This is a genomic window from Kosakonia sp. MH5, assembly GCF_009935945.1.
Taxonomy (GTDB): Bacteria; Pseudomonadota; Gammaproteobacteria; order Enterobacterales; family Enterobacteriaceae; genus Kosakonia; species Kosakonia radicincitans.
The window spans coordinates 526,009-550,895 of record NZ_QODH01000001.1; the positions used below are offsets into that span (position 1 = coordinate 526,009).

Genomic DNA, 24,887 nt, shown 5'->3' on the forward strand with positions numbered 1-24,887 from the left:
TTATATGTTTGGAAAGATGCCTCTCAGACACAGAAAGACACCAAACTCTCATCAATAGTTCCGTAAATTTTTATTGACGGAAATTATTGGCGGCAGTGGCAGGTGTCCAAAAAAAACCAATGAGGGTAATAAATAATGATGAAGCGCAATATCCTGGCAGTGGTTATCCCTGCCCTGCTGGTAGCGGGTGCAGCTAACGCTGCTGAGATCTATAACAAAGATGGCAACAAAGTAGATATCTACGGTAAAGCTGTAGGTCTGCACTACTTCACCAAAGACAACGGTAGCGATGGCTACGCTGGCAATGGTGACAAAACTTACGCTCGTCTGGGCTTTAAAGGCGAAACCAAAATCAACGACCAGCTGACCGGCTACGGCCAGTGGGAATACAACTTCCAGGGTAACAACTCTGAAGGTGGTACTGATGTTCAAGATGGTAACAAAACCCGTCTGGCATTTGCTGGTCTGAAAGCTGGCGACGCAGGTTCTTTCGACTACGGTCGTAACTACGGTCTGGTATACGATGCAATCGGTGTAACCGATATGCTGCCAGAATTCGGTGGTGATACCAGCAACAGCGACAACTTCTTCTCTGGTCGTCAGGGTGGTCTGGCTACTTACCGTAACAGCAACTTCTTCGGTCTGGTTGACGGTCTGAACTTCGGTGTCCAGTACCTGGGCAAAAACGAGCGTTCTGACGCAACTCGTTCCAACGGCGACGGCTGGGCGACTTCTTTAAGCTATGACTTCGAAGGCTTCGGTATCGTTGGTGCTTATGGCGCGGCTGACCGTACTAACGCTCAGCAAGCTCTGACCGCCTTTGGTACCTCCGGCGAAAAAGCTGAGCAGTGGGCTGTTGGTCTGAAATATGACGCTAACAACATCTACCTGGCTGCTATGTACGAAGAAACCCGCAACGCGACTCGTCTGGATACCACGCTGCCAAGCGGTGTTGCACAGAATGGCTTCCTGAACAAAACTCAGGATTTCTCCGTTGTTGCACAGTACCAGTTCGATTTCGGTCTGCGTCCGTCCATCGCTTACTACAAATCTAAAGCGAAAGATGTTGACGGTATTGGTAGCGAAGACTTCATCAACTACGTAGAAGTGGGCGCAACCTACTACTTCAACAAAAACATGTCCACCTATGTTGACTACATCATCAACCAGATTGATAAAGACAACAAACTGGGCGTAGGTTCTGACGACACCGTTGCAGTTGGTATCGTTTACCAGTTCTAATCAGTCACCCCTCGACTGTTATATGCATATCAAACAGGGCTCCGGCCCTGTTTTTTTATGCCTGAAACAAAAATGCCGACGACTTTTGAAAAGCATCGCGCTTTTTATCGCAAACGGTTGGCAATTCTTGCGTCAGCCGTTACCCTGATAGCGGATCTCCCTTCTGTCATCAAAATGGAACCTCGTCATGTTTGAGAATATAACCGCTGCCCCTGCCGACCCTATTCTGGGTCTGGCCGATCTGTTTCGCGCCGATGAACGCCCCAATAAAATCAACTTAGGGATCGGTGTTTATAAAGATGAAACCGGCAAGACCCCGGTATTAACCAGCGTGAAGAAAGCAGAACAGTACCTGCTGGAAAATGAAGCCACCAAGAACTACCTCAGCATTGATGGTATTCCTGAGTTTGGCCGTTGCACCCAGGAACTGCTGTTCGGCAAAGGCAGCGCGATTATCAATGACAAACGTGCACGTACCGCACAGACTCCGGGCGGCACCGGCGGGCTGCGCGTCGCGGCAGATTTCCTTGCCAAAAACACCTCCGTTAAGCGCGTCTGGGTAAGCAATCCAAGCTGGCCGAACCATAAAGGCGTCTTTAACTCCGCTGGCCTCGAAGTCTGCGAATATAACTATTACGATGCGCAGAACCATGCGCTGGATTTCGACGGCATGCTGGCGAGCCTGAACAATGCGCAAGCTGGCGATGTGGTGCTGTTCCATGGTTGCTGCCATAACCCGACGGGTATCGATCCTACACTTGAGCAGTGGGAAACACTGGCGAAACTCTCCATTGAGAAAGGCTGGTTGCCGCTGTTCGATTTCGCCTATCAGGGGTTTGCCCGCGGTCTGGAAGAAGATGCTGAAGGCCTGCGTGCGTTCGCAGCGCTGCATAAAGAATTTCTCGTCGCCAGCTCATTCTCCAAAAACTTCGGTCTCTACAGCGAGCGTGTCGGCGCCTGTACGCTGGTCGCGGCGGATGCAGAAAGCGCCGATCGCGCCTTCAGCCAGATGAAATCCGTGATCCGCGCCAACTACTCCAATCCACCAGCACATGGCGCTTCTATCGTGGCAACCATTCTCAGCAATGACGCACTGCGCGCGATCTGGGAACAGGAGCTGACCGATATGCGCCAGCGTATTCAGCGTATGCGCCTGCTGTTTGTGAATACGCTGCAGGAGAAAGGGGCTAATCGCGATTTCAGCTTTATTACCCGTCAGAACGGTATGTTCTCGTTCAGCGGCCTGACTAAAGAGCAGGTGCTGCGTTTGCGCGAAGAGTTTGGCATTTACGCTGTCGCTTCCGGGCGTATTAACGTCGCAGGTATGACGCCGGATAATATGTCGCCGCTGTGCGAAGCAATTGTCGCCGTGCTGTAAAATGTCACGCATGCAGAAAGGGTCGCCGAAGCGACCCTTTTTTATTTACCACACCGGTAATTCATCCTGCAGGAACGGGTTGTGCAGCCGTTCATTGCCCAGCGTCGACATTGGCCCGTGTCCAGGAATAAAGGTGATGTCATCGCCAAGAGGCAGCAATTTACGTTTGATTGAATCAATCAACTGCGCATGATTCCCCTGCGGGAAATCGCTGCGCCCAACGCCGCCTTTAAAGATCACATCGCCAGAAACCAGCAAACGCGACTGCGCATCAAAAAACACCACATGTCCCGGCGTATGACCCGGGCAATGCAATACCTGTAATGTCACCTTACCGACGGTAACCGTATCACCTTCATTTAACCAGCGGTCGGGCGTCAGCGGCGGGCAATCATCCAGACCAAACATCCGGCTTTGGGCGGGCAGCCCCTGCAACCAGAACTCATCATTTTTTTCCGGGCCAATAATCGGCACATCGTAATGCTGCGCCACTTCGGCTGCCGCACCCACATGATCAAGATGACCATGCGTGAGCAGAACTTGCGTCAGCGTCACGCCGGAAGCATCCACTTCGGCGATAATACGCTGTGCATCACCGCCAGGATCGACCACGGCGGCAAGTTGAGTCTGTTCACACCAGATTAACGAACAATTCTGTGAGAACGCGGTAACCGGAATAATACGATAGTTCATACTGCTCCTCTGAGGTTTACCAGTGCCGCACCGGGCCGGTATCAATATGCACAAAGTTGCTGCTGGGGTAGTATCCTACACCACCCGCGCGCAGAGATAACGCGGCTTTGCGAATATTACTCAGAGCAATCCCTTCAATATGGAAATCCATGGCCTGGCCTTTGGTGTGATAACTCTGTTTCGCCACGCCGCGACTGTGCGCACGTAGTTCATTATTGGTATCAACAGAACGATAGCCGGAAATGAGTTGCACAGGCTTGCGTGTTCCCAGCAGCCCCTGCAGGCGAAAGAGGTGGTCAAACAGTTGAGGATCGATGGTTTTAATTTTATTCGCGCGGTAATCACGGAAAAAATGATTCAGTTTTGCTAATTCATCCTGAATATAGCCTCTGCCATCAAAGAACTCAGCTTTAATAGACTCTCCGGTATTCAGATTATTCAGCGTCAGAATACGCGGTCGTGGCGTGGAAAGGGTAGCAAACGCCTGCGTTGGTAACATGGCGGCGCCAAGAGCAACCCCACCCAACGCCAGCAGTTTGCGGCGATTAGCGTCAAATTTATCCATGATAATAAATTCTATAGATAAGCAAAGTTAAACGTAATTTATGCACTTCTTTAGCGCACGAAAGGCACCTTACCGGGCTATAAACGCCGCGTCAAGGCAGCCTCCCCCCAGCAACGACGGGCTTTGTAGCTTACAAAGCCCGTTTATTGCCAGTTATTACGACAATGCTATTTGCCAAACTGCTTCATTTATCTGATTAATTGTTCAGCTTTTGGCAAGATTTGTGCGCCCGATCGCGCAGTAAGATCGTAATTGTAAATATCTGTACGATACTGCGTGCGACCATCGGCCCCCACAAACGCGGTCAGATAGTAGAGATTAACGGGGATATTGTGTCGAATATTCACGTAGCGGGTATCTCCCTGCTTTAAGGCATCGGAGATACGCGTATCGTTCCATCCGGCATCCTGCAGCAACATATTTGCCAGTTCAGACGCCTTATTCACCCGCACGCAGCCAGAACTCAGTGCCCGCGTCTCTTTCTGGAACAGGTTATGGTTCGGCGTGTCATGCAAATAGATGGCATCAGAGCTCGGCATATTGAATTTATAACGGCCAAGGGAGTTCTGTACGCCTGGCGCCTGCTGGAAACGGAACGGTAAATTCGATGGCGTGATCGTCGCCCAATCAACCATTGACGGGTCGATGGCCTCTTTGCTGTTCCAGCCGCGCAGCACGGTATAACCGTGGCGTTCAAGGTATGTCGGATCGTTCAGAACCTTCGGAAGAATATCCTGGCGCGCCAGCGTCGGCGGTACATTCCACGGCGGATTGACCACCACATTGTTCAGTGCGCTGCTCATCATCGGCGTTTTGCGATCGGGACGTCCGACAATCACCCGCGACGCCAGCACCTGGCTGCCGTTGAGATAATAAACCAGCGAGTATTCCGGAATATTCACCATAATGCCGGTGGAAAGCGTCGCCGGCAGCAAACGCAGCCGTTGGATATTGAGCGCCAGTAATGCAGCGCGCTGCGACGGGCTGACATTCAGCCAGTCACGTGTGCCCTGACCAATCACGCCATCGGCATGCAGCCCCTGCCAGGCCTGAAAGCGTTTTACGGCCTCAACCAGTTGCCGATCGTAAGCCGCAGCACGCGTCGGTGTTTTTTTCCTGGTCGATGCTGGGGAGGATGTGCTGACCGCTACCTGATCGCCTGGCAGCACGATGTTCGGCCCGCCCTCCAGCATGCCGGTACGTTGCAGGATCTCACGCAACGCAGGAACATCGTTGCTCCACTGTCCTGGTCGCAGCGTGACGTTACTGGCGATTTGCGGCCACGGGCGAGAATCCCCCACCAGCGTCAGCAATGACTGGTGCATGGCGGCATATTGCGGATGGTGTGGCGCAAGGCTCTGGATGAATGACGGCAGCGAACCGTTATCCAGCGCCAGTTGCCATTGATTGATCACTGAAATCGCCGGTGTTGCCAGCGCATAGGGTTTGTCGCTATAAAGCCAGCGCTGGCCTTTCGCCTGAATACCGGCAACAAAATGCAGATAGCCCAGCATGGCGTCAGAGAGCACCACATCACGCGCCATACCGGAAACACCCGGGTCGGTTAACAGCTCAACCCAGGTGGTAAATTGCGGCTGGAAACCGGCAATCGCCACTTCCGCCAGTTGCTGTTGAAACGCCTGCACCGCATCGCGGTTATCCCACATGGGTTTCTGGCCGCGCGCCGCATACAGGGCCGCCAGTTGATTCATATAGATGGGTGTCCAGTTGGCAGGCAATTGCGACTGCAACTGTGCGCGAACATCTGCCACAGAAACACCAGCAGGATAAGGCTTCACGCCGATTAACATAGCGGTAGCAGGCGATTGTGCCTGCGGCTGCTGTAACACGGTCGGCTGATCGCCCGGCGTGGCGGAACTATCAACCGGCACCATTTCAGGCTCATCGGCCTGTACGCTGAACAGTGGAGCAAATGCCAGTGCCAGGCACAAACTCAGCGCTGACATCCGACGACCATTTAACTTCTTAAGCAACATCCCTTGCCCCCTGTTTCTCTCACATTGCTCGTGACGTGTGCGTCACCTTTTTTCAGTATATAAAGACAAAAAAGCATTTGCCTTGCCTAATGTAAAGAAATTTAAAGATGAAACACAGGCCGCAGCGCCCCTTTCTGTAATAAAAAAGGCGACATCGCTGTCGCCTTTGTAATCTGCCCGACCGTTAAGAGGCATCCGCCGTACCAGGGAGCGTTTCCGGCAGTTGGGCGGCAAAACCGCGCAGCCCCACGACGTGTACATGCTCATGATTCTGGAAGACTTTACGCACCAGTTTGTAGGTGGTGCCTTTTTCCGGACTGATATTTTCCGGTGCTGCGATAATCAGCTGCATCTCCAGACGTTCGCACAGCTCAAACAGCGTTGCGATGGAGCGGGCATCAAGACGCGCCGCTTCGTCGAGGAACAGCAGGCGGCACGGTGAAATGTCTTTGCCGCGCAGACGACGGGCTTCGTCTTCCCAGCTCTGCACCACCATCACCAGAATCGACATCCCGGTACCGATCGCTTCACCAGTCGACAGCGCGCCCGATTCCGCGCGCAGCCAGCCATCGGAACCGCGGTTAACTTCCACTTCCATCTCCAGATAGTTGCGGTAGTCGAGCAGCTCTTCACCGATGGTTTGCGGCGTCCGCTGGCCCATATCGATTTGCGGGTTCAGACGCTGATAGAGTTTCGCCAGCGCTTCCGAGAAGGTCAGGCGGTTACTGTTAAACAGATCCTGATGCTGTTCATGTTGTTCAGAAAGCACCGTCAGCAACGTCGCGTGGGTTTCCCGCACGTTCACGTTCAGCCGCACGCTTTTGACCTGACCAAACGAAACGCTTTGCAGCCCCTGGTTCAGCATGCGAATACGGTTCTGCTCACGCTGAATGGTTTTGCGGATAATGTTCGCTACGCTGCGGGAGCTGATAGCCAGCTTCTGCTCGCGCGAGGTCAGCTCTTCCGTCAGACGGCTCAGCTCGATCTCCATCTGTTCGATCGCTTCAACCGGATCGTCAGTGCGAATAATATCCTGACGGATACGTTCGCGCAGATGCTGATACACCGCGACAAAGAACTGGATCTTACGTTCCGGACGCTTTGGATCTTCCGACATACGCAGCACATCGCGCAGATGTTCGTTATCCGCCACCGCCAGACGCAGCGCACCCAGCGCTTTATCCGACATGGATCGCAGTTCGTCAGCAGAGAGATAGGCCAGCTCGCGACGGTGCAGACGGCGCTCGACGCCATTGTCTTTCACCATGCGCATCACCGCACACCAGCCCGCTTTTGCCGTGACCACCTGCTCGCGCATTTCGTGATAATCGCGCTCCAGGCGACGCAGTTTGCGGGTCAGGTTATCCATCTCCGCTTCACAGAAGGTGAGCGCTTTTTCCAGTTGGTTGCGACGCGCACGGTTCGTGGAAAGTTGCGTATGCAGTTCATCACGGCGAATACGCGCCCGCTCTTCCGCGCCGCCGTCGGCGCGCACGCCGATCTCCTGCAACTCTTTTTGCAGATCGTTAAGCAGCTCTTTTTTGGTATCAAACGAACTTTTCAGTGAAGCCAGCACCTGGTTGTACTGGCTGAACTGCGCGGCGTGGCTGCGCATCGCTTCACGCGCCCGGGTACGTTCGGCTTCAGCCTGCTCCAGACGCTGACGCAGCTTCTCGTTCAGATCGTTATTGCCGTTGAACATCTCCGCCGAATCGGAGTAGCTGAAGTGCGCTCGGCGCTGTACCACTTCCGCCAGCACAAACGCTTGCTGACGAGCGTCGCGTTGCACCTGTTGGGATGCGGCATAATCGGCTTTTAACTGCTCGAACTGTTCCGGGTCGCTTTGCAGTACCGAAACGACCGGTTCCAGTTTTGCCAGTTGGTTGCCAAACTGCTGAATAAAGCGCGCGGCTTCCTGCGCTTCGTCCAGGCGTTCCTGTATTTCATCAACACGATCGGCCAGCGTATCGTCAGCCAGCAAATTCACGCGCGGCAGCAGGCGGTTAAGCTGGGCAACGCCCTCTTTCGCCTGCTCAAACTGCACGCGGTTTTGCTGGTTGTCGTTTTCATGGTTGCTGATAGCACGTTCCAGCTCGCCGCGGCGACTGTTGAGCGTGCGGATTTCCGCTTCCGGATCGTCCTCAAAGGCAACCGCCAGATGGCTGCCGATAAAGCGGCTGAATGCCTGATGCAGACGCTGCGTTTTTTGCACATCGAAAGAGAGCGTCGCAAAACGCTCGGCCAACTCTTCACGCTCGGCGTGCAGGCTTTCGATACGGCTTTCTCGCGCCGCACGACCAAACAGCGGCAGCGTCGGGAAACGCGAATAACGCCACTGGCGATCGGCAATTTTCACCACCACCGCTTTTTCCAGCTCGTCGACGGCGAACACGCTATCGTCGAAGGATTGCGGATCCCCTTCAATCAGATAGAGATCTTCCGGGCAATCTTCCAGCCCTTCCAGCATCTCCGCCACCTGCGACAAATCAGGAACCACGATGGCGTGACGCGACGGGCCATACAGCGCTGAATAATAGGGCGCATCATCAATACTGACATCGTCATAAATTTCCGACAGCAACACACCGCCGAAGCGTTCCGCCAGCGCGTTCAGACGACTATCTTCCGCGCCGCCAGGCTGGCTTAAACGTTCAATTTCATCATCAACAGCACGTTTACGCGCGCCAACTTCATCACGCTCAACGATCGCTTCGCGTTCACGCTCCAGCAATTGTTGCAGGTATTCCGTTACTTGCTGGCCAGATTCGAACGCTTCGCCGCTCTGCTCGCTCAGTTGCGTCAGGCTGCTCTGCGCCGCCAGCCATACCGGCGCGCGTTTGGTTAGCGTCTGAATGCGCGATTGCAGTTGTTCCAGCTCCTGGCGCAGCGCAAGACGCTGTTCACCGGCAGCGGCAACGTTATCGGAAAGCGCAGCAATTTGCGCCTCCAGCTCCTGATGCAGGTTATCCAGCTCTTCGACGTCATACTGTTTGCCCTGACGCTTGCAGAACTCGGCGAACAGGCGCTCGGCTTCCTGCTGCTCACGCAGACGCTGTTCCAGCTCGTTCAGACGCATGCGCAGCGGCTGCACCTGTTCAGCCAGATGGCGCTGATTTACCCCATCGCGCAGCAACTCGCGCGCCACTTCCCAGGCTTCATTACGCGCCAGCGGACCGTTGATGGCGGCCACCAGTTGGTAAGCCTGCTCGAACTGGCTGTGCGCGGTCTGCGCAACGCTTAATTTCTGATCCAGCGACAGCAGTTTTTCGGTCGCTTCCTGCTCTTTGGCCTGGAAAGTTTCCAGCCATTCAGCAGCGGTTTCCGACGTCAGATCCGGCAGACGGCACAGCTCTTTTGCCCGCTCCAGCGCCTGCAACGCCTGGTTGTACTGGATAGCGCGGGTTTGCTGCACATCCAGCGCCTGCTGGTAATCGGCAAGCTGGTTTTTCAGCTCATCCACTTCCAGCTCGGCGGCTTCAGCGCGGGCTTCGTTCTCTTCCTGGCGCTCGGCGGCTTCAGCCACCACTTCATGCTGCTCTTCGAGGCGAATCTGTAACTCTTCGAGATCCGATTCGTAGCGCTCGATTTTTTCCTGCTGCCGCAGCGCCGTTTGCACCAGGTTCAGGTGATCGCTGGCCGCCTGGTAATCGGCTTCCAGATCGCCTTCCGCACCAGCGTGCTCTGCCAGTTCGCGCGCCATATCGACATGCTTATACTGCTCGGTCGCCAGCTGCTGGCGCGAGGTAAACAGATCCCGGCGGAACTCCAGCGCTTTATCCAGATGCACGCGGCGCTCATTAGCGTGGCGCATATAATCTGCCGCCACATAGTTGGTGGCTTCGCTGATCAAATGTTTGAACAGATCGCGATCCGACTGGGTCACGCGAATCGCTTCCAGCGTCATTCGGTTTTCGCGCAGCGCCGCTTCCATATCCTGGAACGCTTTACGCACGCCGCTGTTTTCCGGCAACAGATAGTCGCGCAGCGAACGGGTGATGGCGCTGGAAATCCCGCCGTACAGCGAGGCTTCGATCAGGCGATAGAATTTGCTGCGATCCGATGCGGAACGCAGACGACGCGCGACAATGCCCAGATCGAACATCAGCGCGTGGTAATCGGTGATGGAGTTGAACTGCTTAAACTGCACACCTTCCATCGCATCCAGTTTGTCTTTCACTTCCTGTAACGACAGCACGCGCGCCTGGCGCTCGTTCAGCGTTTCGGTCAGCAACTGCGTTGGCAGGACGGAGGTCGGCAAGCCCTGAATGGCGAAAGGTTTAATATCCACTTTACGATCGCGCCCGGCGACCTGTTGCAGACGCACGCCCACCAGCACGCGCTGATGGCGGGAGTTGATCACATCCAGCACCGAATAGCAGACACCGGCTTTCAGCTTACCGTGCAGCCCTTTATCACGGGAGCCGGAGGTTGCGCCCGCTTCGGTGGTGTTACGGAAGTGCAGCAGCGTCAGATCGGGGATCAGCGCCGTAACAAACGCCGCCATGGTGGTGGATTTCCCGGCGCCGTTCCCCCCGGAAAGCGTGGTAACCAGCTCATCCAGGTCAAAGGTGCGGGCAAAAAAGCCGTTCCAGTTAATCAGCGTTAGCGAACGAAATTTACCGCGATCGATCATTACTCTTCCTCCGAGCTATCCGGCTGATTTTCTTCAGGCTCATCATTGAGCTGCAAGTGGTTTTCGACTGGCATGGCTTCACCATCGCGGATCATACGCAGTTGCGCTTCGCGCGGATCGTCGCCGGAGCGGACATCTGCGCCAAAGCGGAACACCGATTCCGTGATGCGGAATTTGCTGCTGTCATTGCCCATAAACCAGATCATGCCAAGGCGACGCAGACGGTTGAGCGAGGAGCGAACCTTTTCCTGCAACTTCTGCCGGTCAAGATCGGAGCCGGTTGAGCGGTTGTTGGCCAGTTTCAACAGTTTCGGTTCATCAGCCAGCGACAGCAGTTCGTCATACAACTCCTGCTGCGTGAAGATCCCTTCATTCGCCAGACGCTCCGGGCTCAGGTACAGGTAGCAGAGAATTTTACCCACCATCATATCCAGCTCGGAAAGCACCGAACGCGGGATCAGCGTGGTGGAGCGCGGGCGCAGATAGAAGAAACCTTCCGGCGCACGGATCAGCTCAACGTTGTAACGCGCGTAAAACTCTTCCAGATACTCCTGAAAGTCCATCAAAAAGGCGTGATTATCCAGCTCGTCAAGGCCGATATGCCGTCCTGAGCGCAATGCGCTGTCGAGCGCCGGAAACAGTGGGTTAGCCAGCGCCTGCGCCAGTTTAACCGGCATCACTTGTTCAATATTTGTCGATGACATGCGCCTGTACCTTGGCTCCGTAATCATTAATCGGCTGCCATTTCGGCGGCAGTCCGGTGAAATCTGCTTGCGCTACGCCAAGACGTACCGCCTGATCGACGACAATACGCGCGATGTCGAAATGCCGGACACGCGGATACTGCGTCAGATATTCGCGGGCAACCAGCCCAAGATCCAGCGGCACACCTTTGGTTTTATAAACCGCCAGTTGCTGCTCAATCATTGCCGCCAGTTGCTCACGGATTTCATTAAACTCTTCAAATTCCAGATCCGGCGGCAGTTCGCCGGTTACCTCTTCATCGCGTAGCGCCATCTCTTCGTCGCGCATATCCAACAGCCTGTCGGCGTTGGCGTAGGTCAATGCCCACGGCGCATCAAAATAAGACTGCACCGACTGGCGCAGACGCTGAGCGAAGACGCGGTTTTTATCCATATCGATAGCGGTACGGATAAATTTGTGCACGTGGCGGTCGTAACCGATCCACAGATCGATCGACTGCTGGCCCCAGCTCACGATGCGATCCAGCTTGCTTTGCAGGTTGAACACCAGTTGATCGAGGAACTCCAGATCGTCGCGGCCGACGGTGGCATCCTGAATGCTCAGCAGATTCGCCTGAAGTTTGTCTCCGGCGGCATCCAGCGTATCCTGCAATTCACGCAGTGTACCGGAGGTTTCTGACAGCAAAAGTTCACAGCTGGAAATGGCCGCCCGCCAGTCTTTATTGAGTAACTGGGCGATATCATCTTTCACCTGCTGTTGCTGTTCATCCATTAAGCGCTGGGTCAAATCGATGCTGTCGAAAATCTCCGCCACCGAATATTTCAGCGGCGCAAAGACGTTGCGATGCCAGTGAAATTCGTCACCGCCCTCTTCCGCCGCGTCAGCAGCGCGTTTTAGCTCGCTTGCCACAATCGACAACTGCATAGAGAGACGCAGCGTGGAGAATTCACGCTGGCGGATGTAGTAATCAGTGATGCCGATGCCTAGCGGCGTCAGGCGGTAGATCGCATTGCCTTCCACCAGTTCGCTGGTAAAGCGGTTTAACAAACGCTGACGCACCATGTCATTGATAGCGTTATTGGCGCGCTGAATGATAGTTTCGCTGGTTTGCTCAAACGCCTCGCTGACGTGACGAAACGCGTCCACCAGTTCACCTTCGCTCATCTCGCCATCAAGACGCTCACCGTTGAGCGTGGCGATAGCCAGCAAAAAAGAGAGCCTGTCGACCGGCAGCGAGATGGAGAAATCATTTTTCCTGGCCCAGGCAACCAGTTCGGGGACTGTCTGGGAAAATTCACTCATCGTTTGTCCTTCCATCGATTTGCGGCTTAAGTGCTGTCACGTGAATATAGCGGCCAAGGCTGATATACGGCTCCTGACGACAAAAGCGTGTTTCAAGCTCAAGCAATGCGTCAAAACAGTCGTGCTGTTGATGTTTTTCACGCAGATAATCGTGAAAAACCCGTACGCCGGTTTTACCGGTAATGTGCCAGCCAATCTGTTCGAGCCAGCCGTAAACGTCCGCAGGATTACGCGGATAGTCCGGGGAAAGGGTGCGTTTTTTACGTTTTGGCATACCTGCTTTCACGTAGTCGAAATTCCCTGCCACCATATTGTGCATTAGCAAACCGTCGGCATTATAAAACATCAATGACAACGCGCCGCCCGGGCGCAGTACCGACCACAATATTTCTAACGCAAATACTGGTTCTGCTACCCATTCAAGCACAGCATGGAACAATATCAGATCAACGGGCGATTCCAAATGCTCAGCCACATCCTGAACGGCGCATTGTACAAAATGCATGTTACCGCTCACACCTTTCGCCTCTGCTGCGGTTTGCGCGCGCGCGATCATCTCTTTCGACACATCGCACAGGGTAACGTGGTGGCCCAACTGCGCCATCCGAATCGCCGTTTGCCCTTCACCTCCGCCAGCATCCAGAACCCGCAACGGAACATTGCCGCGCGTTGCCAGCAGCGCATCCAGATCCTGCCACAGGATCGCCTGACGCAACTGCCCTTTGGTGGTGCCGTAGATGTTGCGCGAGAATTTCTCCGCGATATCGTCGAAGTTACGATCCTGCATGCACGCTCCACGCTTTTGGCAAAACAGCTATTTTGTCACAGCCGTGACGAGAATGAACCCATCTGGTGTAAGATCGGTTGAAATCACTTGCTGTATGCTCAAAAAGGAGACGGTTCCGGTGCTTTTCACCCTAAAAAAATTCCTGGGCGGCCTGTTGCTTCCCCTGCCTTTTTTGCTTTTGGTGATCGGGCTGGGGGTTATGCTTGTCTGGTTCAGCCGCTGGCAGAAAACGGGTAAGACATGTATTACTTTCGGCTGGCTGGTTTTGCTGCTGTTAAGCCTGCAACCGGTCGCGGATGGTCTGCTAAAACCTATCGAAGCGAAATATCCCACCTGGCGCGGCACACAGCCGGTGAAGTATATCGTCGTCCTCGGCGGCGGTTACACCTGGAATGATGCCTGGGCGCCCAGCTCAAACCTGATTAATAACAGTCTGCCCCGTCTGAATGAAGGGATTCGCCTCTGGCAGGCCAATCCGGGCGCGAAACTGATCTTTACCGGCGCGGCAGCGAAAACCAATCCGGTCAGCACGGCAGAAGCTGGTGCGCGTGTGGCGGAAAGCCTTGGCGTCCCGCGCAGCGAAATCATCACGCTGAATGATCCAAAAGATACGGAAGAAGAAGCGGCGGCGGTGAAGAAGGCCATCGGCGATGCGCCATTTCTGCTGGTGACCTCCGCATCCCATTTGCCGCGAGCGATGATTTTCTTCCAGCATGCAGGGCTGCATCCGCTCCCCGCGCCGGCAAACCAGATGGCGATTGAGTCGCCGCTGAATCCGTGGGAGCGCATTATTCCTTCCCCGGTCTGGCTGATGCACAGCGACCGGGTAGGTTATGAAACGCTGGGGCGTATCTGGCAGTGGCTGAAAGGCAGTTCAGACCAGCCAGGGGAGCAGTGATTTCGAGGCGAGATCAAAATTGGCGCGGCTAAATCTGCCGGTGTTCACCAGTTGCGCCACTTCGTCCCAGAGTAAATAGAGCCAGCGCCGCCAGAGGAAAGGCTCCGCCACTGGCGCGCGCTGTAAATAATGCCAGAGCAACCCTTCCGCCTGCGGCCCATCGACAAGACGAAACAGCTCATATTCACGGGGCGCCCACAGCATAATGCCAGGCCCCACCATCGCCAGTAGCTGATCGCTGCGGGCATCCTTCAGCATACTGCGCAAATTAAAGCTGCCGTGCACCAGTACGCAGTTATCATTGAAACCGTCAAACAGCGCGGGCAGGCATTCGCGGGTGCGGAACAGCAGCCGTTTGTCCTGCATGGTTAGCCCGGTATTCTGATATTGATTGAGGGTCGTCCACAGCACCTCCACGCGCTGGCGATACCATGACGGCCAGATATTTTCCTGGGTACTGTCGACCATGCCGACACAGCCGTGGCTGTCATGACGGTGCCAGGCAAGCAGCGCCTCAACAATCTGATCTTTTAACTGTTCCCAGCGCTCCGGCGTGCGCGTCGGGGCTTCAACAGGCACGCCGCGCAGACGCTCAATCAGCAACACATCGGGGCCGGGATGTTCTTCATGTGTCATCACCCCGTATACCACCGGCATCCGCACTGCACCGCTCCTTGCCAGCATTGAGATCTTCCAGGCCAACTGGCGAGCAATGCCTGGCGTAGAGAAACTCCGGGCCAACAGCGGCATCGGATTTCCCTGGCTGTCATACAGCGACCAGAGTATAGAATCAGGCTTTTCGCTGACACACTCCATGCGGCTCAATTTTTCTCCCAGCAGATGACTCAGTTCAGCGCGCAGTTGTTCCATAGCAGAATGCCCTCACAAAAACGACTGCTTTTATAATGAGCGCCCGCAGGACGGATGTCACCCTGGTAAGATCAAAACAGCGCAGGAATTTGGCGGGAAACGGAAAATCCCCTCCGGACAGAGGGGATGAAAGGCTTAACGCAGCGCCTGACGGACGCGTTCAAGATCGTCTGGCGTATCCACACCCGTACCCGGCACAACGCTTGCCACGGCAACGTGGATCTTCTCGCCATACCAGAGCACGCGAAGCTGCTCCAGCATTTCGATTTGCTCCAGCGGGCTGGTTTGCCAGCTGACATAGCGGCGGATGAACCCGGCGCGATAGCCGTAAATGCCGATATGGCGCAGGAAGGTGTCACCAATCGTTTCGCAGGAAAGCGCAAAACGGTCACGATCCCACGGGATCGTAGCGCGGGAAAAGTACAGCGCATAACCTTCGGCATCCATCACCACTTTAACGGCGTTGGGATTGAACGCCTCTTCCGCGCTGTGAATGGGTACGGCGAGCGTTGCCATACCAACATTGCGAATGCTGAGATTCTCAGCCACCTGACGAATAATCGCTGGCGGGATCATCGGCTCATCGCCCTGGACATTCACTATCACCGTATCGTCGCTGAAGCCACATTTTTCAACCACTTCGGCCAGACGCTCGGTTCCGGACTGGTGATCGGCGCGGGTCATGCAGACTTCGCCGCCAGCCGCCTGCACCGCGCGCATTACCTCTTCGTTGTCCGTTGCCACAATGATGCGATCGGCGCCGGATTCACGCGCGCGTTCCAGCACGTGCACCACCATCGGTTTGCCGTTGATATCCACCAACGGTTTTCCCGGCAGACGCGTGGAGGCGTAACGCGCAGGAATAATCACAACGAAACTCATGGCCGGCTCTCTTCCGCAGTTAACGAACGCGCTTCGGTTTCCAGCAAGACCGGAATGCCTTCCCGCACCGGGTAGGCCAGACTGTCGATTTTACAGATCAGCTCTTGCTTATCCTGGCTGTAGTAGAGTTTGCCGTTACACACCGGACAGGCAATAATTTCAAGCAAACGGTGATCCATCTTTCCTCCTGATACACCGACAATTAATAAATTAAGCTTATCACATTCATTTCTTACACCGCGTCTATTTCCAGACCGCTGCGGCAGGCAGAAAACAGCCCATCCGGCAGACGCGCAAACGTGATCCTCCGGGCCCCCTGCCAGCGAGCGAATTCCGTAATGGCGTTTTGCAGCCCCCTTTCCAGCGTGCGGCCAGGCTTAACCCCGTCCTCAAGATAGAGCGCAATCACTTCCAGTACGCCCTCTTTGCGGTGCATCTTGGCATCCATACGCCCAACCAGCCGCCCGCAATGGAGCAGCGGCAACACGAAATAGCCAAATTGCCGCTTAGGCGCCGGGGTGTAACACTCCAGACGATAGCTGAAATCGAAAAACTGCTCTGCCCGTTTGCGATCCCAGACCACCGGATCAAACGGTGACAGCACCGCGCTATGCGTGGCGGTGAGTTTATCTTCCTGCGCCGTTGCCAGCAGCGGCAATAGCGAGGCGTGCAGCCAGGCTGGGCCCAGGGTTTCAACATTGATCGGATAAATTTGCCCGGCTTCCTGCAACTGCTCCAGCAGCAACGGTAATGCAGGCTGACGCAGACGGTAGTAGTCTGCCAGCCACTGGGCGCGAAACACCCCGAGACTGCGGGCGCTGTTTTCCAGCATCCGGTACTCCGCGGCCTCCTGCGACAGCACGTCCCGCTCATCATCCCAGTGCGGCATCACCCGCTGCGTGAGATCATAGACACGCTGAAAATTACGGCGTTCGACAACCATCACTTTCCCGGCCGTAAACAATCCTTCCAGATGACGCTTGTGAGGTTTCCACTCCCACCAGCCGCTGGTGCCTTTACGCGGATGTTCGAAATCGGCTGAGCGCACCGGCCCATTTTGCTCGATATGGGCAACAAGCTGCTCAATCTCTTCAGCGTGCTCCTGCATCCACTCTTTACGGTACTTCCAGCCCATCTTGTCAGGTGCCAGCATGCGGTGGCGCATAAGAGCAAAATCATCACGCGGCAAAAAACAGGCTTCATGTGCCCAGTATTCCATCAGTTCACCGCGGCGTAACGCATCGTCAAGCCAGTGCTGTGGATACGCTCCGAGGCGGCTGAACAGCACCAGATAAGGGCTACGGGCAACAATGTTGATAGTGTCGATTTGCAGCAGCGACATGCGCTGGATCATAGAGAGGATATCGGAAGGTGTGGCACGTCTGGCTGGTTTGCGTAGTAAACCTTGCGCGGCGAGATGTAAATAACGGGCAGATGTTAACGAGAGTTGCGGCACAGACATGGGTATTCCTGTTCAGTTAACAGGGCGCAGCCGATGCAGCAATCGTCAGCGCGCCAGAGTAAGCAATTCCTGCAGCAGCTTGTTCGCCTGTTCGCCTTCCAGTTGCGCGTCCACAGGCAAATACCACCAGTTATCTTCAGCGAAGGACCGACATTTCACCGCGTCTTTTTCGGTCATCACCAGCGTCTGTCCCGGTTTGACCATCGCCTGAACATCCGCCCGGGTTAATGCCTGATGATCGGCGAGCGCAAAAGTCTGCTCCGGCATCACGCCGCACTCACTGAGCGTAGCGAAAAAACGCGGGGGATGGCCAATACCAGCCATCGCCACGCAAGGCGACAGCTCGCGTACTTCGCGCCGTTCACCGGTGCGCAAATTAACTGCCAGCCCCGGAATCAGGTGCATCGGGATCTCACCCGACCTTGCCACGCCGCCGTTGGCGATCACCGCATCAACCGTCTTCAGACGTGAAGCGCGTTCACGCATCGGACCCGCAGGAAGCCACCAGCCATTGCCAAAACGTCTGACGCCATCAATGACCACAATCTCTTTGTCTCGCGCCAGGCGATAATGTTGCAGGCCATCATCAGTCACGATTATCTGCACGGAATGGTGTGCCAGAATGGCTTCCACCGCCTCACGGCGGTTGGGAGAAACCGCAACCGGCGCACCGGTGCGCTGGTAAATCAGCACAGGTTCGTCACCTGCCTCTTCCGTGGTGGAATCAGACGTCAGTAACAGCGGGTAACGTTCTGCCTTCCCGCCATAACCTCGCGAAACTACCCCCACGCGGATACCACGCTGCTGAAGCTGTTCAACCAGCCAGACAACCACCGGTGTTTTACCGTTACCACCGGCCGTCAGGTTACCGACCACCACCACAGGAACCGGGGCGCGCCAGGCTTTTTTCAGCCCCAGACGATAAGCAAGACGGATTGCGCCACTCACCAGGCCATAAAGCCAGGAGAGTGGCAATAACAGTAGCCACAGCGGGGATTCACCGGACCAGATACGTGCAATCATGCGCCAAACTGCATTTTATGAAGCTGAGCGTAAACGCCACGGTGCTCCAGCAGCTCGGCATGACTGCCGCGCTCAACGATACAGCCATCTTCCACCACTACAATTTCATCGGCCTGTTCAATGGTTGAGAGGCGGTGGGCGATAACCAGAGAGGTACGGTTTTTCTGCAACTCATTTAGCGCAGCCTGAATCGCGCGTTCAGATTCGGTATCCAGCGCTGACGTGGCCTCATCAAGGATCAGGATCGGACTGTCACGCAGCAGCGCACGGGCAATCGCGATACGCTGACGCTGGCCGCCAGAAAGCAGCACCCCATTCTCACCAATTATTGTATCCAGGCCTTCATCCATTTTATTTATAAAATCAAAGGCATAGGCCATCTTCGCTGCTTTCTCAATCTCCTCACGGCTGTACACATCTGTACGGGCGTAGGCAATGTTGTTGGCAACGGTATCATTAAAGAGATGCACGTTCTGGGAGACCAGCGCGACCTGGTCACGCAGCGATGTGAGCTTGTATTCGCGCAGATCGTACCCATCCATCAGGATCTGCCCTTCATCAATATCGTAGAAACGCGTGATCAGGCTGGCCAATGTCGATTTCCCTGACCCGGAGCGCCCCACCAATGCAACCGTCTTACCCGCCGGGATCGTCAGGTTGATATTGCGCAGTGCTGGCGTATCACGGCCAGGATAAGTAAACGTTACATTGCGGAATTCAATATCGCCGCGAGCACGTTCGATAACACGCGTTCCTTCGTCTTTTTCCTGCTCACTATCGAGGATAGCAAACAGCGTCTGGCAAGCCGCCATACCGCGCTGGAACTGAGCATTGACGTTAGTCAACGATTTCAACGGACGCATCAGGGCGATCATAGAAGAAAAGACGACGGTAATCGTACCAGCCGACAGCGTCTGCATGACGCTTGGGAAGCTGGCGGCATAAAGCACAAATGCCAGCGCCAGTGATGCAATTAACTGGATCAAAGGATCGGAAATAGAGGAAGCAGAGACCATTTTCATCCCCTGCAAACGCATCTTGTTACTGACTTTGTCAAAGCGGTGGGTTTCCACTTCCTGACCGCCAAACATCAGCACCTCTTTATGTCCTTTTAACATCTGTTCCGCGCTGGTGGTCACCTGCCCCATCGTGTTCTGCATGTTTTTGCTGATATTACGGAAACGCTTAGATACCATGCGAATAGCGACAGAAACAATTGGCGCCAACACAATCAGGATCAGCGACAGTTGCCAGCTATACCAGAACATCATCACGAACAGGCCGATGATCGATGCACCTTCACGCACCACGGTGATCAATGCGCTGGATGAAGACGAAGCCACTTGTTCCGAATCGTAGGTAATACGTGACAGCAAGGTGCCAGTCGATTGCTTATCAAAAAATGATACCGGCATACCCATCATGTGGCTAAACAGGCGGCGGCGCATGGTCATCACCACTTTCCCCGAGACCCAGGAAATGCAGTAACTGGAGATATAACTGGTGATACCGCGGAGGATCATCAGCCCGATAACCACCAGCGGCATCCACAGCAGCACCGAACGGTCCGTTTTACCAAAACCATCATCCAGTAACGGTTTAAGCAGCGATAACATGAATGTATCGCTGGCTGCGTTGAGGATTAACGCAATCCCCGACACGATCAGACCCGTTTTGAAAGGCGCAATAGTTGGCCATAGTCGGCGGAATGTCTGCCATGTGGAGAGATCTTTATCGTTCTGCATTCAGAAAACCAGCACTTGTTGAAATAGCCGCATATTCTACCCGTTATCGTTTGGGACGCCAAACCACTGATGATACCAACGCGGTAAAAGTTGATCCCGTAAGCTATGGATTTCCCAGCCCTGCGGAGAAAATGAGATGGTTATCTGCCCCTGGTGCGGAGTGTCATACCAGCGATATCCCTGTTCCCGGTAACGTTTTACGACCTTTAGCGAAGGGAAGCGCCAGGCGTTATACCGCGATGCTGATGCCACTGCCGCCTTGCCTTCTACCCGCTGCAAGAAAGGCAGAGACGACGAGGTGTTACTTCCATGATGAGGTACCTGCACAAGTGTAGATTGTAGGTGCTGCCAGTAGCGGCTGAGCATTGCCATCTCTCCCTGCGTTTCGATGTCACCGGTTAGCAGGATACTGTGTTTCCCATCCTCCACCTTCACGACACATGAGAGATTGTTCCCCTGCATCTGCGCTTTCGGTAGCGGCCAGTGCGCGCTGAATGTCAGCCCCTGCCACTGCCATGTCTCTCCACGCAAACAGGGTGCGTGGCCAGCCCAACCTAATGGGCTGCGTACCCACAATTCTGGCCAGGCTTTCAGTAAGGACGCCAGACCACCGCGATGATCCAGATGTTCATGGCTCAGTATGATGCCCTCGGGCTGCAGAGCGTGCCAGCGCAGCCACGGAATAATCAGTTGCTGCCCACTGTCACCTCCAGGCCACGCAACGCCGGTATCGTAGAGAATCGCTTTACCGTTGCGTTCAATCACCATTGCCAGCCCCTGCCCAACATCCAGCATATGTACTGACCACTCCCCTTGCCGGTCAGCCCGCCATAGCGGTAATAACAGCATCGTCAGGCCAGTCAGACACAGCGCAGGAATACGACACCACAGAGACAAGCGCCAGCAGATCAGCATCAACCATGGTACCCAGGCTGCTGCCTGCCAACGCGCATCAATATTGACCCATCCCGCGGGCAACCATCGCAGAAAAGCAAACAATAGTGCGAGCGTTTGGTCCGCAAGATACCAGCAGGCTTCCTCAATTAGCGGGGGTCCGGTCAAGTGCAGCAGCATTCCCGTTAAAATCAGGGGGACGGTGACAAATGTTACCAGAGGGATCGCCACCAGGTTGGCGACCAGCGAGCTCAGACTGATTCCATGGAACATAGATAATTGTAAGGGAATCAGTAATAACGTCATCCCAATTTGCAAATGGACCAGGCTCATACCGCTATGTATAAGCCAGTGTTGCTGCGCTGGCATCGGTAACCACTGATACCAGAACAGCAATGCTGCCACCGCGAAGGCCGATAACCACAGGCTGTATGACAATACGGAGATCGGATCGATAAACAATATCGCTGCGACACAACAGAGCCAGACTTGCCAGGGCGACCATAACCGACCTGAAAGACGTAGCGTAGCCCATACGCTAAGCGAAATGGCTGTGCGCAATGCTGGGGGTTGTAAGCCTGTAAGATATGCATATCCAATGGCACACAATACTCCGGCGAGCAGTGGCAACGCCCAATTAATCCGGTGGGCCGGGAAGTAAAACTGTATTCCACGGGTAACAACGCCGCCAAGCATCGCGGCAAGAGCGATATGCAGGCCAGATATCGCCATCAAATGGGCAGTTCCAGTCTGGCGCATAATCTCTTTTACCGGGCTTTCGAGTGCTGAACGTTCTCCCATTCCCAGCGCCAGAATCACCGGACGCCAGGAATAAGGGGAAAGCGTGTGCACCAGCGACTGAAGATAATCAGCGCGCCAGCTACAAGTTGGCTCGATTAACCGCGCATCGCTAAAGCGGCCGCTAAGAGGAAGATGGCTTGCCAGTGCGTAGCGCTGAGAATCAAACCCTCCGTCGTTGAGCTGGCCGTGCATCGCACGTACACGAACGGTCATCACCCATCGCTGCCCTGTACAGACCGGGACAGGTAAGTATTGCCCATAGAGTGTTATGCCAGCGGCCGGGAACAAGCGCTTGCCATTAAGACGCACTATCTTCGCCTGATGGCGGGTCATATTGTCTGTTTCGGTAATAATGACTTCAACCTGACGGTTCGCTCCCGGAAGGTTCACCGTTGGCCAAAGTGCCTGCATTGCGTTCAAAACGCCCCAGGCAAAAATGAGTAACGTGGTGCCCCCATAGCGTAAAAGCCTTGGTCGTACGCATGCCAGCAGGCATCCACTAATAATGACGCACCAAATACTGCGGATATCGGGTAATACCGGCAACCACAACAGCGGTAGAATACCCAATATGATGCATGCAGCTAATGTAGATAACGCCATGCATACCTCCTTGTTGGATCAGAAGTATGCGGGGCTCTGGCTTGATTTTCTTTCGTATGTTTTCAGGTTTGCGGCGTGAATTGTTGGTTTTTTATCGCATTACATCGCACCAGCAAAAATGTGCGAGGCTGCTTCAGGAAAAGAAAAGCAGAAAATGAAAAAGGCACCCTTTCAGGTGCCTTCTCGCATGTAATTCTTTGCTATTCGCTAAGAATTACTCATAAATATTGGCGCGGTCACGTAATTCTTTACCCGGCTTAAAGTGCGGAACGTATTTTCCTTCCAGATCCACTTTATCGCCTGTTTTGGGGTTACGCCCGGTGCGAGGTGCACGATAGTGCAGGGAAAAACTGCCGAAACCGCGGATCTCAATGCGCTCACCCTGGGCAAGAGTAGAGGCCATATGCTCCAGCATCTCTTTTACAGCATCTTCCACGGCTTTAGCCGGGATATGCGATTGCTGGCTTGCAAGTCTTTCTATCAATTCTGACTTGGTCATGATTCCTCCGGTTTCCTTCAACGCAATATTCGCTTAATAGCTTTAACAAGGGCGGCCGTAGCCGCCCTTTGTCATTGATTACAGGACGAATCCTGTGATCTGTCAAGTAACTCATCGTCGTTCGCACGGCAACTTTGTGACTTTCGTCCTGTTACCGTGCAAATAACTTCGGGTTCTTGATCTTACTCGCCTTTAGCTGCTTTGAAAGCTTCAGCCATAGCGTTAGAGAAGTTGCCTTCTTCCTGTTTGTTGTTAACAGAAGCGATAGCATCTTTCTCGTCAGCTTCGTCTTTCGCACGTACAGACAGGCTAACTACACGGTTCTTACGGTCAACGCCGGTGAATTTAGCTTCAACGTCATCACCAACATTCAGAACCAGAGTTGCATCTTCTACACGATCGCGAGAAGCTTCAGAAGCGCGCAGGTAACCTTCAACGCCGTCAGCCAGTTCTACGGTTGCGCCTTTAGCATCAACTGCAGTGACTTTACCGTTTACGATTGCGCCTTTCTTGTTCAGTGCAACGTAGTTGTTGAACGGATCTTCTGCGAGCTGTTTAACGCCCAGAGAGATACGCTCACGCTCTGCGTCAACCTGCAGAACAACAGCTGCGATTTCGTCGCCTTTTTTGTATTCACGAACTGCTTCTTCGCCTGCAACGTTCCAGGAAATGTCAGACAGGTGAACCAGGCCGTCGATGCCACCGTCCAGGCCGATGAAGATACCGAAGTCAGTGATAGACTTGATTTTACCTTCAACGCGATCGCCCTTGTTGTGGGTTTCAGCAAACTGCTGCCACGGGTTGGATTTGCACTGTTTCAGGCCCAGGGAGATACGACGACGTTCTTCGTCGATATCCAGAACCATAACTTCCACTACGTCGCCAACGTTAACAACTTTGGACGGGTGGATGTTTTTGTTGGTCCAATCCATTTCGGAAACGTGAACCAGGCCTTCAACGCCTTCTTCGATTTCAACGAAGCAGCCGTAGTCGGTCAGGTTGGTCACGCGGCCAGTCAGCTTGGTGCCTTCCGGGTAACGTTTAGCGATAGCTACCCACGGATCTTCGCCCAGCTGTTTCAGGCCCAGGGACACACGAGTACGTTCGCGGTCGAATTTCAGCACTTTAACAGTGATTTCGTCGCCAACGTTTACGATTTCGCTCGGATGCTTAACGCGTTTCCATGCCATATCGGTGATGTGCAGCAGGCCGTCAACGCCGCCCAGATCAACGAATGCACCGTAGTCAGTAAGGTTCTTAACGATACCTTTAACTTCCATGCCTTCCTGCAGGTTTTCCAGCAGCTGATCGCGTTCTGCGCTGTTTTCGGATTCGATAACTGCACGACGGGAAACAACAACGTTGTTACGCTTCTGGTCAAGCTTGATTACTTTGAATTCAAGCTCTTTGCCTTCCAGGTGCAGAGTGTCACGGACCGGACGAACGTCTACCAGAGAACCTGGCAGGAACGCACGAATACCGTTCAGCTCAACAGTGAAGCCGCCCTTGACTTTGCCGTTGATAACACCGGTAACAGTTTCAGCGTCTTCGTAAGCTTTTTCCAGCGTGATCCAGGCTTCGTGACGTTTAGCTTTCTCACGGGACAGCAGGGTTTCACCGAAGCCGTCTTCTACTGCATCCAGAGCAACGTCAACTTCGTCACCAACCTGGATTTCCAGTTCGCCCTGGGCGTTTTTGAACTGCTCAGCCGGAATGGCGGACTCAGATTTCAGACCGGCGTCAACCAGTACTACGTCTTTGTCAATAGCAACAACAACACCACGAACGATAGAACCCGGGCGGGTTTCGATTTCTTTCAGGGACTCTTCAAAGAGTTGAGCAAAAGATTCAGTCATATTGATAATCTTCAGGATTCTTCAATTTAACGTCCACCTGGCTTCATGCCGG

The 24,887-nt window shown here is 54.3% G+C and carries 19 protein-coding genes; 3 read left to right on the forward strand and 16 right to left on the reverse strand.

The window, feature by feature from the left end; genetic code table 11:
- Window positions 1–135 precede the first annotated feature (135 nt).
- Both ompF and DK872_RS02555 read left to right on the forward strand, forming a co-directional pair.
- Complete coding sequence (gene ompF / locus DK872_RS02550) at window positions 136–1,242, forward strand: porin OmpF (RefSeq protein ID WP_035885850.1); 1,107 nt, start codon at window positions 136–138, stop codon at window positions 1,240–1,242.
- 187 nt (window positions 1,243–1,429) lie between these two features.
- On the forward strand, window positions 1,430–2,620 hold the full coding sequence (locus DK872_RS02555; RefSeq protein ID WP_007374159.1) for an amino acid aminotransferase: 1,191 nt from the start codon (window positions 1,430–1,432) through the stop codon (window positions 2,618–2,620).
- A gap of 45 nt (window positions 2,621–2,665) precedes the next feature.
- Here the strand turns inward: DK872_RS02555 and DK872_RS02560 are convergent, their stop codons facing one another.
- The 7 genes from DK872_RS02560 to cmoM all read right to left on the reverse strand — a co-directional run bounded on the left by DK872_RS02560 (window position 2,666) and on the right by cmoM (window position 13,302).
- A complete protein-coding gene (locus tag DK872_RS02560) occupies window positions 2,666–3,313 on the reverse strand; it encodes an MBL fold metallo-hydrolase (RefSeq protein WP_007374158.1) in 648 nt (215 codons plus the stop codon).
- A gap of 16 nt (window positions 3,314–3,329) precedes the next feature.
- Window positions 3,330–3,878, reverse strand: coding sequence for a YcbK family protein (locus tag DK872_RS02565; protein WP_007374157.1), 549 nt, complete (start codon window positions 3,876–3,878; stop codon window positions 3,330–3,332).
- A 188-nt stretch (window positions 3,879–4,066) separates the two neighbouring features.
- The gene (ldtD, locus tag DK872_RS02570; RefSeq protein ID WP_161518004.1) at window positions 4,067–5,875 is read right to left on the reverse strand and encodes a L,D-transpeptidase; all 1,809 of its coding nucleotides are present in this window, start codon (window positions 5,873–5,875) and stop codon (window positions 4,067–4,069) included.
- Between the two features lie 184 nt (window positions 5,876–6,059).
- Window positions 6,060–10,508 carry a chromosome partition protein MukB gene (gene mukB, locus DK872_RS02575; RefSeq protein ID WP_161518005.1) on the reverse strand — a complete coding sequence of 1,483 codons (4,449 nt, stop codon included), beginning with the start codon at window positions 10,506–10,508 and terminating at the stop codon, window positions 6,060–6,062.
- A complete protein-coding gene (mukE, locus tag DK872_RS02580; protein WP_007374153.1) occupies window positions 10,508–11,212 on the reverse strand; it encodes a chromosome partition protein MukE in 705 nt (234 codons plus the stop codon). Before mukE ends, mukB begins: the two co-directional genes overlap by 1 nt.
- Window positions 11,193–12,515 carry a chromosome partition protein MukF gene (gene mukF, locus DK872_RS02585; protein WP_161518006.1) on the reverse strand — a complete coding sequence of 441 codons (1,323 nt, stop codon included), beginning with the start codon at window positions 12,513–12,515 and terminating at the stop codon, window positions 11,193–11,195. The genes mukE and mukF overlap by 20 nt, the downstream gene beginning before the upstream one ends.
- Window positions 12,508–13,302, reverse strand: coding sequence for a tRNA uridine 5-oxyacetic acid(34) methyltransferase CmoM (gene cmoM / locus DK872_RS02590; RefSeq protein WP_035885854.1), 795 nt, complete (start codon window positions 13,300–13,302; stop codon window positions 12,508–12,510). Before cmoM ends, mukF begins: the two co-directional genes overlap by 8 nt.
- 118 nt (window positions 13,303–13,420) lie before the next feature.
- On the opposite strand from cmoM, the gene elyC reads away from it, so the two are divergent.
- Entirely contained in the window at window positions 13,421–14,200 is a 780-nt protein-coding gene (gene elyC / locus DK872_RS02595) for an envelope biogenesis factor ElyC (RefSeq protein ID WP_007374150.1), read from the forward strand.
- On the opposite strand, the gene DK872_RS02600 is transcribed toward elyC, so the two are convergent.
- The 9 genes from DK872_RS02600 to rpsA all read right to left on the reverse strand — a co-directional run bounded on the left by DK872_RS02600 (window position 14,177) and on the right by rpsA (window position 24,835).
- Window positions 14,177–15,070 (reverse strand): YcbJ family phosphotransferase, encoded by an 894-nt coding sequence (locus DK872_RS02600; protein WP_007374149.1) that lies wholly within the window; start codon window positions 15,068–15,070, stop codon window positions 14,177–14,179. The genes elyC and DK872_RS02600 overlap by 24 nt on opposite strands.
- Before the next feature lie 135 nt (window positions 15,071–15,205).
- Window positions 15,206–15,952, reverse strand: coding sequence for a 3-deoxy-manno-octulosonate cytidylyltransferase (kdsB, locus tag DK872_RS02605; protein ID WP_007374148.1), 747 nt, complete (start codon window positions 15,950–15,952; stop codon window positions 15,206–15,208).
- Entirely contained in the window at window positions 15,949–16,131 is a 183-nt protein-coding gene (gene ycaR, locus DK872_RS02610; protein ID WP_007374147.1) for a protein YcaR, read from the reverse strand. The genes kdsB and ycaR overlap by 4 nt, the downstream gene beginning before the upstream one ends.
- Before the next feature lie 53 nt (window positions 16,132–16,184).
- Window positions 16,185–17,414: a winged helix-turn-helix domain-containing protein gene (locus DK872_RS02615; protein WP_149288951.1), complete on the reverse strand. Its 1,230-nt coding sequence runs from the start codon at window positions 17,412–17,414 to the stop codon at window positions 16,185–16,187.
- A gap of 45 nt (window positions 17,415–17,459) precedes the next feature.
- Window positions 17,460–18,437, reverse strand: coding sequence for a tetraacyldisaccharide 4'-kinase (gene lpxK / locus DK872_RS02620; RefSeq protein ID WP_007374145.1), 978 nt, complete (start codon window positions 18,435–18,437; stop codon window positions 17,460–17,462).
- Window positions 18,434–20,182 (reverse strand): lipid A ABC transporter ATP-binding protein/permease MsbA, encoded by a 1,749-nt coding sequence (gene msbA, locus DK872_RS02625; RefSeq protein ID WP_007374144.1) that lies wholly within the window; start codon window positions 20,180–20,182, stop codon window positions 18,434–18,436. Before msbA ends, lpxK begins: the two co-directional genes overlap by 4 nt.
- A gap of 36 nt (window positions 20,183–20,218) precedes the next feature.
- Complete coding sequence (locus tag DK872_RS02630) at window positions 20,219–22,480, reverse strand: ComEC family protein (protein ID WP_161518007.1); 2,262 nt, start codon at window positions 22,478–22,480, stop codon at window positions 20,219–20,221.
- A 214-nt stretch (window positions 22,481–22,694) separates the two neighbouring features.
- On the reverse strand, window positions 22,695–22,979 hold the full coding sequence (ihfB, locus tag DK872_RS02635) for an integration host factor subunit beta (protein WP_007374142.1): 285 nt from the start codon (window positions 22,977–22,979) through the stop codon (window positions 22,695–22,697).
- A gap of 182 nt (window positions 22,980–23,161) precedes the next feature.
- A complete protein-coding gene (gene rpsA, locus DK872_RS02640) occupies window positions 23,162–24,835 on the reverse strand; it encodes a 30S ribosomal protein S1 (RefSeq protein WP_017456188.1) in 1,674 nt (557 codons plus the stop codon).
- Between the last annotated feature and the right edge of the window lie 52 nt (window positions 24,836–24,887).

Coding starts and splice junctions, on each gene's coding strand:
- ompF (WP_035885850.1), top strand. CDS start 136: ATGATGAAGCGCAATATCCTGGCAGTGGTTATCCCTGCCCTGCTGGTA.
- DK872_RS02555 (WP_007374159.1), top strand. CDS start 1,430: ATGTTTGAGAATATAACCGCTGCCCCTGCCGACCCTATTCTGGGTCTG.
- DK872_RS02560 (WP_007374158.1), bottom strand. CDS start 3,313: ATGAACTATCGTATTATTCCGGTTACCGCGTTCTCACAGAATTGTTCG.
- DK872_RS02565 (WP_007374157.1), bottom strand. CDS start 3,878: ATGGATAAATTTGACGCTAATCGCCGCAAACTGCTGGCGTTGGGTGGG.
- ldtD (WP_161518004.1), bottom strand. CDS start 5,875: ATGTTGCTTAAGAAGTTAAATGGTCGTCGGATGTCAGCGCTGAGTTTG.
- mukB (WP_161518005.1), bottom strand. CDS start 10,508: ATGATCGATCGCGGTAAATTTCGTTCGCTAACGCTGATTAACTGGAAC.
- mukE (WP_007374153.1), bottom strand. CDS start 11,212: ATGTCATCGACAAATATTGAACAAGTGATGCCGGTTAAACTGGCGCAG.
- mukF (WP_161518006.1), bottom strand. CDS start 12,515: ATGAGTGAATTTTCCCAGACAGTCCCCGAACTGGTTGCCTGGGCCAGG.
- cmoM (WP_035885854.1), bottom strand. CDS start 13,302: ATGCAGGATCGTAACTTCGACGATATCGCGGAGAAATTCTCGCGCAAC.
- DK872_RS02600 (WP_007374149.1), bottom strand. CDS start 15,070: ATGGAACAACTGCGCGCTGAACTGAGTCATCTGCTGGGAGAAAAATTG.
- kdsB (WP_007374148.1), bottom strand. CDS start 15,952: ATGAGTTTCGTTGTGATTATTCCTGCGCGTTACGCCTCCACGCGTCTG.
- ycaR (WP_007374147.1), bottom strand. CDS start 16,131: ATGGATCACCGTTTGCTTGAAATTATTGCCTGTCCGGTGTGTAACGGC.
- DK872_RS02615 (WP_149288951.1), bottom strand. CDS start 17,414: ATGTCTGTGCCGCAACTCTCGTTAACATCTGCCCGTTATTTACATCTC.
- lpxK (WP_007374145.1), bottom strand. CDS start 18,437: ATGATTGCACGTATCTGGTCCGGTGAATCCCCGCTGTGGCTACTGTTA.
- msbA (WP_007374144.1), bottom strand. CDS start 20,182: ATGCAGAACGATAAAGATCTCTCCACATGGCAGACATTCCGCCGACTA.
- DK872_RS02630 (WP_161518007.1), bottom strand. CDS start 22,480: ATGGCGTTATCTACATTAGCTGCATGCATCATATTGGGTATTCTACCG.
- ihfB (WP_007374142.1), bottom strand. CDS start 22,979: ATGACCAAGTCAGAATTGATAGAAAGACTTGCAAGCCAGCAATCGCAT.
- rpsA (WP_017456188.1), bottom strand. CDS start 24,835: ATGACTGAATCTTTTGCTCAACTCTTTGAAGAGTCCCTGAAAGAAATC.